Source organism: Promicromonospora sp. NPDC060271 (genome assembly GCF_042726755.1).
In the GTDB taxonomy this organism is placed as follows: Bacteria; Actinomycetota; Actinomycetes; order Actinomycetales; family Cellulomonadaceae; genus Promicromonospora.
Map to the genome: position 1 here is coordinate 1 of NZ_JBHXBG010000192.1, position 10,039 is coordinate 10,039.

At 72.6% G+C, this 10,039-nt stretch carries 4 protein-coding genes and 1 pseudogene; 3 read left to right on the forward strand and 2 right to left on the reverse strand.

All coding sequences use genetic code 11. The features are described 5' to 3' along the window. Positions 1–33: 33 nt before the first annotated feature. Positions 34–4,779: an SdrD B-like domain-containing protein gene (locus ACFWE2_RS22065; RefSeq protein WP_377226352.1), complete on the reverse strand. Its 4,746-nt coding sequence runs from the start codon at positions 4,777–4,779 to the stop codon at positions 34–36. 350 nt (positions 4,780–5,129) lie between these two features. Here ACFWE2_RS22065 and ACFWE2_RS22070 point away from each other — a divergent pair, with 350 nt between their 5' ends. The 3 genes from ACFWE2_RS22070 to ACFWE2_RS22080 are packed head-to-tail and all read left to right on the forward strand — an operon-like array spanning position 5,130 to position 8,367. After that, on the forward strand, positions 5,130–6,395 hold the full coding sequence (locus ACFWE2_RS22070; protein ID WP_377226353.1) for a right-handed parallel beta-helix repeat-containing protein: 1,266 nt from the start codon (positions 5,130–5,132) through the stop codon (positions 6,393–6,395). Continuing rightward, positions 6,392–7,135 (forward strand): hypothetical protein, encoded by a 744-nt coding sequence (locus tag ACFWE2_RS22075; protein WP_377226354.1) that lies wholly within the window; start codon positions 6,392–6,394, stop codon positions 7,133–7,135. Before ACFWE2_RS22070 ends, ACFWE2_RS22075 begins: the two co-directional genes overlap by 4 nt. After that, positions 7,132–8,367, forward strand: a complete 1,236-nt coding sequence (locus ACFWE2_RS22080) for a Dyp-type peroxidase (protein WP_377226355.1) — start codon at positions 7,132–7,134, stop codon at positions 8,365–8,367. Before ACFWE2_RS22075 ends, ACFWE2_RS22080 begins: the two co-directional genes overlap by 4 nt. A gap of 121 nt (positions 8,368–8,488) precedes the next feature. Here the strand turns inward: ACFWE2_RS22080 and ACFWE2_RS22085 are convergent. Further along, positions 8,489–10,039, reverse strand: a pseudogene (locus tag ACFWE2_RS22085) (hypothetical protein); the annotation flags it as partial.

Genomic DNA, 10,039 nt, shown 5'->3' on the forward strand with positions numbered 1-10,039 from the left:
GTGCGAGGGCCGTCCGCTCGGGTTCACCTACCGTCAGGCACCGTGCCGACGGCGGTTGCGCCACACCACCAGCACCGTGCCTACGGCGACCAGCAGCACGCTCAGCAGCGCGATCAGCACCACGTTGGCACCGGTGCTGGCCATCTCGCCCGGGTCGTCCCCGGGCGTCGCGTCGGCGCAGTCACGCAGGCCGGCGTCGATGTCCGACCGGTCGAGGTTGCCCTCGGCCACCGCGACCGTGCCGGTCTCACCGGTCTTCCGGTGGGCGTCGGAGTCGAGTGCCGGGTCGTCGCCGGCTCCCGGTGCCACGAAACACATCCCCTCGGGGACGTCCCCGAAGGTGACCGTGTAGTCACCCGGCGGCAGGCCCGTGAACAGGTACTCGCACTCGGCGTCGGTGGTGGTGGTCGCCACCTCGTCACCGTCAGCGGAGTACAGGGTCACGGTCACGCCACCGACGCCGGAGTCGTCGTCGTTCTGGAGACCGTCCCCGTTCTCGTCGAACCAGACGCAGTCACCGATCGAGCCAAGGACCTCGTCGGACGACACGACGCCCGCGTCGACGTCCCGACGGTCCGGGGTCTCCTCGGTCAGCGAGTACGTCCCCGTCCGGCCGGTGAGCTGGTCGGCGTCCGAGTCGAGCGCCGGGTCGTCCCCGGCGCCCGGGACGGTGAACGTCCTGCCCTCGGGCAGGTCGGTGAACCCGACCGAGTAGTCGCCCAGCGGCAGGTCGGTGAACAGGTACCTGCAGTCGGCGTCGGTGGTGGTGCGGGCCACCTCGTCGCCGTCCGCCCCGAACAGGATCACCGTCACGCCCTCGACGCCGGCCTCGCCGTCGTCCTGGAGGCCGTCGGCGTCCTCGTCGAACCAGACGCAGTCACCGATCGAGCCCAGCACCGCGTCGGGCGAGACGACACCCGCGTCCACGTCCCGACGGTTCGGGACCTCCTCCGTCAGCGACACCGCGCCGGTCTTGCCGGTCTCCGGGTCCGCGTCCGAGTCCAGCGCCGGGTCGTCCCCGGCACCAGGCGTCGTGAACGTCGTCCCCTCGGGCAGGTCCGAGAACTCGACCGAGTAGTCGCCGAGCGGCAGGCCGGTGAACAGGTAGGCGCACTCGGCGTCCGTCGTGGTGGTCGCCACCTCGGCGCCCTCAGCGTCGTACAGCACAACGGTCACGCCCTCGACCCCGGGCTCGCCGTCGTCCTGGAGGCCGTCGCCGTTCAGGTCGGACCAGACGCAGTCACCGATGGAGCCCAGCGGCTCCGTCGGCTCGTAGATGCCCGCGTCCACGTCGAGGCGGTCCGGGACCTCCTCGGTCAGCGTGTACGAACCCGTCGCTCCCGTGACCGGGTCGGCGTCCGAGTCGAGCGCCGGGTCGTCCCCTGCGCCCAGCTCGGTGAACGCCATCCCGTCGGGCAGGTCCGTGAACCCGACCGAGTAGTCGCCCAGCGGCAGGTCCGTGAACAGGTACGCGCAGTCCGCGTCCGTGGTGGTCCGGGACACCTCGGCGCCGTCCGCCCCGTACAGGATCACCGTCACGCCCTCGACGCCGGCCTCACCGTCGTCCTGGATACCGTCGGCGTCCTCGTCGAACCAGACGCAGTCACCGATCGAGCCCAGCACCTCGTCGGTCGGGACGATCCCCGCGTCGACGTCGAGGACTACCGGGTTGGCGGGTGTCAGCGAGACGACGGGCGTCATCCCGGTGGCCGGGTCGGCGTCCGAGTCGACCGCCGGGTCCTCGCCCGCACCCTGCGGGGAGAGCACGGAACCGTCCGGTGCGACGAACTCGACCGTGTAGTCGCCCAGCGGCAGGCCCTCGAAGAGGTACTCGCACTCGGCGTCCGTTGTGGTCGTCTCGACCAGCTCGCCGTCGACGTCGTACAGGTTCACCACGACGCCTTCGACGCCCGGCTCGCCCTCGTCCTGGATGCCGTCACCGTTCAGGTCCGACCAGACGCAGTCACCGATCGAGCCGAGGATCACCACGCCGGCGTCGATCGAGTGCTCGTTCTGGCCGTAGCCGCCCAGCGTGAACGTGTACTCGCCGGTAGCCGGGTCCGGGTTCGAGTCGGTCCGGTCCGCGTCCTCGGCGGCCTCCGGCGCGTCGGGCAGGGGCGCCGGGCGCGGGCTCACGCCGTCGGCGTTGTCCGTCTCCGCGTGCGGGTTGTCGCCGGTGGTCGCCTGCATGGTGGTGAACAGGACGTCGGACCACGGGACGGTGACCGCGGCGCCCAGGTAGTCGACGGCGAGGTCGCCGTCGGCCGGCTTGACGAACCGCGCCGTGTACTCGGCGCCGTGCACCAGCTCGGTGAAGTGCGCGGTGTCGGTCGCGTCGGACGAGAAGTAGTAGGTCCCGTCGGCTGCGGTGACCTGCGTGCCGACGACGGCGTCAGCGGAGTCCACCAGCTCGACGGTGACACCGGGGATGCCGGGCTCGCCCGCGTCCTGGAGGCCGTCGCCGTCGCCGTCGAACCACACGCGGTTGCCGATCTCGACGGGCGCCGGCGGGATCAGCGCGTCGAGGTCGCCGAGGCCACCGCCCTTCTGGAAGCTGACGGTCGGCTTTCCGGTGTTCCCTTCGTCCTCGGTGAACTCGACGCCACGCGTCGCCGCGCCGTCGCCGTCGGCGAACCAGACGAGGCCCTGCACACGCAGCGTCGCGAGCGGGTCGAACGCCGTTGAGGCCACGTCCGTCGCACCGGCCACGTCGAGCACGGCGCCCAGCGCGATCTCCTCGTGGGTGACGCCCGAGACGGTGCCGTCAAGGCCCTGGTCGTCGCCGTGGAACTCGTTGCCGCCCGGACCGGACGCGAGGATCGGCGCGGTGCCGTTCGCCCACTGGGTGGTCTCGCCGTCCAGACCCGTCGCCTCCGCCGCCGCGCCGGTCTCGGGCGTGTACGTCCCGTCCGCGTTCCGGCCGGCCAGCATGATGTCGCCCTGGGCGATCGTCTCGAAGACGATCTGCGACGACGTCCCACCGTCCTGGCCGGTGTCGGCCGCCCACTGGCGGTTGCCGCCCTGCAGCTCGGTACGGTCCGTCATACCGACGGTCATGTATCCGGCGGTGTTGAACGTGATCGAGGACATGATCGCCTGCGGGTACGCCTGCGCACCGTCGGGTGCGCCGTCCGCGGTCTTGCTGAAGCCGACGGACCCGTCGGGCCAGGTGTCGCCGTTCGCGTCCGCGCTGTCCCACGTCCACACGTCGGTCCAGGAGTTCCAGTGCCGGATCTGCGGGTGCCGCTCGGCGTTCCCCTGCTGCGTGCCGTCCCACCAGGACATCGGGTTGCCGCGCGGGTAGCCCAGGTCCACGTCCATGACCTGCGCCACGGCGCCGCCGTCGACCGGGACCTTGCCCACGTAGCCGCGCAACGCCTCCGTGGAGCCGCACTGCGGCCAGTTGTCGGTGGACTCACCAGGCGCGGTGGCGGCGCAGCTGCCGGGTGCGGAGCCGGTGTCGGCCCAGCCCACGTACACCTCGTCGTCGTGCACCTCGACGGCCCAGCCGCGCTGGCCGTCGCCGAGCCCGAGCGGGATCCGCAGCACGTCGCCCGCGGTCGGTACGAACTCCGCGTCGAACGCAGGGCTGTCCGGGTTCGTCGGCGAGATGTCGATCCGGTACAGGTCGCCGTCGGCGAGGTTCATCACGTACAGGTAGGTCGTGACACCGTCCGTCCACGTGTCGATGCCGCCGAGGCCGACCTTCGCGGCGTTCGCGAACCCGTCGGGGTCGGCGGTCGGGTCGACAGCCGCCGCCAGCGCGCGATCCGCGTTCGAGGCGACCGTCCCGACGTCGATCCCGAGGTCGGTCAGGGAGAACCAGGCCTCCACGCTGCCCGACGGCCCGATGCCTGCCGCGACGTCGCCCGTCGCGGGGTCGATGGCGTCCGGGATCCGGTAGATGGCGCCGAGGGCCCGGTCCGTCGAACCGTCCCACCGGTGCTCGGCGAGGCCGGCGTTCCTTCGGTACACCGCCGAGGCCAGGAACGCGTTGCCGGCCTGCTCGTAGGCGGTGCCCCACACGGTGCCGACGTCGCCGACGGTGGCGATGTCGCGCTTGCCCGTGTCCTGGGCGGTCGCCCAGTCGGTGACCACGAGCGCGGGCCGCCCCGTCGTCCCCTCGGCCAGCGGGTCGCCCGCCGAGTGGATCGCGGTGACGACGTCCGGCGACTGCGGGCGGTGGTCCTCCGGCGGCAGCACCGCATAGTCGACGGACTGGTCGCCCGCTGCGACGAACTGCACGGACGTACCGTTGTCCGCGAGGTCGCCGGCCAGCCACGACGCATAGCCGTCAGGGATGTCGGAGAAGGTGACGCGCAGCTCGGCGGCGGCCGCGCCGTCGGCGACATGGGGCACCTCACCGGTCTGGTCGGTGAACTCGCCCTCGGTCATCGACCAGCCGCCGGCCGCGTCGACGCGGTTCGTGCGCGTGGTCGCGGAGTTTCCGAGTGCGTCGGTCACGGTGACCGTGACGTTGCCGACGCCCTGCTCGAGGAACCCGTCGGAGCCGTCGTCGTCGTACGCGCCGTCGCCGTCGTTGTCCTCCCAGACCTGGCCCGCGGCGATCACGTCGTCCGGCGCCGCCGAGGCCGACGGGACCGTTCCCGGAACCATCAGCACCGCGGCGAGCGCGAGCGCTCCACCACCCGCGACGAGGCTGCGCGGTGACGAGACACCGACTCGTCGGACGTCGAGCCGCGGGCCGAGTGCATGGGCTCCGGCCCAGGAGGCCCACCACCCATGCGCTCCGCGCTCAGAGCGCTGGCGAACTCCCATGTCTTTTTCTCCTGTCATAAAACGGACGATGCTTACCTGCGCATCTCGCCAATCCGACGTCATGAGATGCCACGCGAGTAGGCGGTGCAAGTCGAAAGCACCGCCGTCCGCGTAATGTCCGAAAACTTTGCCGCGACGCACGGGAATGCAAGCGAGTGCATTTCTGAACGAATCGGAATCGCAAGAACGAGTGCCCAAGGCAAACAAGTTCTTCAGCAGGCACATCGCGGTTCAACAGGTGCGCGGCAGGCCCGCCTGCCTAGACTCCGCCCATGCCACCGAAGAGGCACTTTCAATCATTGTTGGGATATATACCCCGAACCGCTGCAATTGCGTCTCTCCTCACCCTCGTGGCCTGCGCGGCCGGCCCGGCGTCCTCCGCCGACGGGACGCCCGGCGTCCTGCGGGTTCCCGAGGCGTTCGAGACGATCCAGGCGGCCGTCGATGCCGCGGCCCCCGGTGACCTCGTCCTCGTCGGCCCAGGGACATACGCCGAGGAGATCCTGATCGGCACGGACGACGTCACGCTACGGGGAACCGACCGTAACGACGTGGTGATCGACGGCGGGGGCCTGCGCGGCTCGGGCGTCATCGCGACGGCGGACGGCGTACGCATCGAGAACCTCACCGTGCGCCGCACGATGTACTACGGCGTGCTCGTGACGGGCATGCATGACGAAGCGGGCCCCACCGCGCACGGTCTCGACGGCTACGAGCGGCTCGACCCCGAGCAGTTCCCACCCGTCGAGCGGTTCGCGATCCAAAACGTCACGGCGTCGAACAACGGGCTGTACGGCATTTACGCGTTCGACGCCCGCCACGGCGTCATCGCGGACTCCTACGCTTCCGGTTCTGCCGATTCCGGCATCTACGTGGGGCAATGCAGGGACTGTGACATTCTCGTGACCAATAACGTGGCAGAACGCAACGCCGTTGGTTTCGAGAATGCCAACGCCTCCGACTCGGTGGTGGTGACGGGAAACAGGTTCTCGCACAACCGGATCGGGATGACGCTGCTGTCGAACTATCTGGAGGCGTTTACGCCGCAGCACGGCAATACCATTGTGGGAAATGTCATCAGCTCGAACGACGCCGCCGACTCCCCCGCCCATGCCGAGGGCGGGTTCGGCGTCGGCGTCGGCATCAGCGGCGGCCGGGACAACGTGCTGCGGGACAACCTCGTGGCCGGGAACCCGCGCGCGGGGGTCCTGCTCGCCAACACGGAGGACCTGGCCGCCGTCGGGAACCGGATGGACGGCGCCTGGTCCGCCGCCGGCCTGGACGCCAACGGCGTGGACATCGCCGACATCTCGGCGGCGCGGGCGCCGGCCCGGGACAACTGCGCGGGCGGGCGCCCGTCCACGCTGCCACAGGGCCTGCGCAAGCAGTGCGGGGCAGAGTCGACGCTGGACGCCGTCCCGCCCGACGCCCTGCCCGGGGTGGAGGTCCCTCCCGGGATGAGCTTCCTGAAGGTGCCCGCGCCACCGCCCCAGCCCGGGATGAGCGGCGTCGAGACGGTGCCGGGCCCGCTGCCGCCCGCCGTGACCGACGACGCGGTGCTGCCGGACGGCGTCCCCGCCGCCGACCTGCTCGCCGAACGGAGCGGCGTGGCATGACGCGGCGACAGGTCGCCTTCGCTCTCGTCGCGATGACGCTGCTGCTCACCGCCGCCTGCTCCGACGACGCCGAACCGGCAGCGGTGAGCGGCGCACGCCCGGTCACCGTGGCGGAGTCCGAGCGGCTGGCGAGCGTGCGGTTCCGGAACTTCGACGCGGGCAGCCGCAAGGTCACGGCGACGTACACCGACCAGGGCCACGACGTGGCCCTCGAGGGCTGGTACGACTACACGACGCACACCGGCTACGGGCTCGTCTCGGCCGACGGCGTGCCCTCGGACCGGATCGTCTGGGACGGCCGCATCCTCGCGACGACGGCCGGCGACCACCTCGGCGAACCCGTGACGTCGCTGGAGGGCTGGCAGGCCGGAAAGCTGGACGCGGGCAGCTCACCCCTCGCCGTCGTACTGACCGTGCTCGCGGGGCTGGGCGCGGACCGCCCCGAGAACCCGCTGCTCATCAGGCAGGGCGGCGCGCTCTGGCTGCGCGAGGACACCGCGGGCCGGCAGGCGGTGACGGTGTTCGCGGGTCCGACCGACGGTCGGATGGACGAAGCCGACCCGGACGCCGCGGGCATCCACTACTGGGTGGACCGGACCGGCCTCGCGCACCGGGTGGACGTACGGCTCGGCAAGCAGTGGGCGGTGGTCACCCTGGAGGACGCCACGGTGACCGTCCCTGCGGTCCTCGAGGACGTCGACCCGCGTGCGATCCCCGATACCCGAAGGAGTGCCGGATGAGCGGCGTCAGCCGGAGAGAGCTGCTGTTCGGCACCGGCGGCGCGATCGCGGGCCTCGCCGCAACGGCCGGCGGGATGGCCGCCACCGGGGCGTTCGGCGGCCCGGACGCCTACGGCCGGACGCCGACGTCCGCCCGATCCGGCACGGACACCCGGGAACCGTCGTCGGACGGCGTGGAGGCCACCGGGCCCACCCAGGCCGGGATCGCCCGGCCCGCCACGCCGCAACGGTTCGGCCTGCTCGCGGTGCTCGACCTGCCGGACGGCCCCGCTGAGCTGGGTCCCCGGCTCGCCGCCCTGGGTGCGGCGATCCTCGCCGTCACGAACGGCGCCGGGCCGGACGGCGCCGGGCCGGACGGCGCCCGGCCGCTCCCCGACGGCCCCGGTGACCTCACCGTCACGGTAGGGCTCGGACCCCGGCTCGTCGCCGGGATCGACCCCGGCCTCCCCGGCGCGACCGAGCTCCCGACCTTCGCGGGCGACGGAGCGATGGACCCGCGCCGCCAGGGTGGTGACCTCCTGCTCGCCCTGCACGGCTCCGACCCGCTGGCCTTGCCCACCGCGCTCCGCGAGCTCCGCGCCGCGCTCGGCGACGCCGCTCTGCGCTGGTCCGAGCCCTGCTTCCGCGGACCCGGCGAGGGCACCGTCGTGCGCAACCCCCTCGGCTTCCACGACGGCATAGTCGTCCCGCACGGCGACGACGAGCTGGCGCGCGAGGTCTGGCTGCCCACGGCGGACGACGGCGGCGACCCCCGCGTGGCCGGCGGCACCGTCTGCGTGGTGCGGCGGCTCGTCCTGGACACCGAACGGTTCGCCGGGCTGGGGCCCGAGAGCCAGGACGCCGTCATGGGACGACGCCGCTCCGACGGCGCCCCGCTGTCCGGCGGCACCCTGTCCGACGACGTCGACCTGCACGCCAAGACGCCAGCGGGCGAGTACCTGGTGCCCGCACGGTCCCACGCCCGTGCGGCGCACCCCTCCTTCACGGGCAGCGGTCTCATGCTCCGGCGCGGCTACACGTTCGCCACGCCCGCCGTCGGCGACGACCCCGGCGAGACCGGGCTGCTTTTCGTCTGCTTCCAGCGCGAGCTCGACACGTTCGTCCGCACGCAGCACCGGCTCGACGAGACCGACTCGCTCACGGACTTCGTCACCCCGACGGCGAGCGCCACGTTCCTCGTGCTCCCGGGGTTCGACGAGTCCCGGCCGCTCGGTTCGACCCTGTCGGGGTGAGCACCACGTGGCCCGCCCGGAAGTCGGACGACCGTTCAGCAGGAGATCTGCGGCCACTACGGGCCGGGTTGTGGTCCCAGATCGCCTGGGGACCGGTCGTCCAGCTCGCGGGCGCGGGAGGCTACGGCTCGACGTCGTCGTGGAGCACGACGCGCGACAGCTCGTAGGACCCGCCCGGCAGCTTCCAGTAGTGCAGCCTCCGGGCCGACGGCGTGTTGACCTGCAGCGAGACCCGCCAGCACACGCCCCCGTCGTCGCGGAGCCTTGCGGGGTCGTCGCCGCCGGCGCCCGTTCGCAGGCGGTGGACCTGCAGACCGTTCATCCCGGGCGCCAGCCCGGTGAGCACCATGACGAGCGTCCACACGACCCGGTCGCGGCTGACCCCCTCGACGTCGGTCAGGGAGGCGAGGAACCGCGGGCCGAGCGTGTACTCCGCCAGGGGGCGCCCGGCCTTCTCGGCGGCCGGGATCGCCCGGGCCCACTCGCTCAGCACCTCGAACCGGAGCTGTTCCTCGTCGTCGACGAAGTGCCGGTCCTCCGGCACCTCGACCCCGGCGTCCCCCAGCCGACGGCGGAGCCGCGCCGCCTCCTGCCGCGCCTTGCGCAGGGCCGTCGCCTGCTGCTCGGCGCGGCGCTCGCTGCGTTCGAGCCGTTCGGTGAGCTCGCCGACCCGGCTCAGCAGCCGGTCCACCTCCAGCTCGACCTGGTGGCGCTTGACCTTGTCGTCCAGCAGCTCCTTGCCGAGCGCCGAGACCTGGGCCCGCGCCGCGTCGAGGGAGAGGCTGAGGTCGCGTGCGGCCTTGCCCGGCGGCTCCGCCGGCGACTCGGCCGACGCGGACGACGTGGGCGACGGCAGCGCGTCGTGCCCGCCGGCGTGCCACGCGGCCACGTCGCCGGGGGTCGGGGCCCGCTGGCCGCCCGGGGGCGTTGGCACCGGGCCGGTGTCAGGGGCCGGAGGTTCGCGGACCGGGTCGGTCTGGCGCGGGCCGAACAGGTCGGCGGGTGTGGGCGGGGAGTCGTCGGCCGAGGGCGGCGTGGTCTCGACAAGCTCGATCAGCGGGAGCCGGGAGGTCACCACAGGCGCGGCCGGCGGGAGGTGGCGGGTCTCGACAGGCTCGACCAGCGAGGAGCGAGGGGTCTCGACAGGCTCGATCGGCAGCGGGGGCGGCAGCTCCAGCCAGGGCGGCCCGTCGTCCAGGAGCGCTATCGCGGGGACCGGCTCGTCCTCGGTCTCGTCGACGTCGTCGAGCCGTAGTGCCAGGCCGTCGAGCGGTGCGGGCACCCGGCGGGCCGCCACGACCTCGCCGGGTGTGAAGAGGTCGCTCAGCAGGTCCAGGTCGTTGCCGGTGATCTCCGCGCGGCGCACGCGCACGACGACGCCGGGCGCCAGCGCTATCCGTACCGCGTCGTGCTCGACGACCTCTACCCGGCCGAGCACCACGTGACCTACCCGGTAGGTGGCGTTGACCACCCGGCGCAGCGCGTCGGCGTCGGGCAGCATGCCGCGGATGTCGAGGAGGCGGCGCGCCGGGTCGAGGACTCCGGTGACCCGCATGCCCGGCGCGAGCACCCGCGCCAGCGCGACGTCGGAGAAGACGAGCTCCTCCGCGACGGTGGCCTGGCCGCCGTCGTCGGTGCTGATCAGGGCGCGTGTGCCGAGGACGCCCAGCAC

Bases quoted from the DNA above. Each gene is read 5' to 3' on its own strand.
- ACFWE2_RS22065 (WP_377226352.1), bottom strand. From the start codon at position 4,779: ATGGGAGTTCGCCAGCGCTCTGAGCGCGGAGCGCATGGGTGGTGGGCC.
- ACFWE2_RS22075 (WP_377226354.1), top strand. From the start codon at position 6,392: ATGACGCGGCGACAGGTCGCCTTCGCTCTCGTCGCGATGACGCTGCTG.
- ACFWE2_RS22080 (WP_377226355.1), top strand. From the start codon at position 7,132: ATGAGCGGCGTCAGCCGGAGAGAGCTGCTGTTCGGCACCGGCGGCGCG.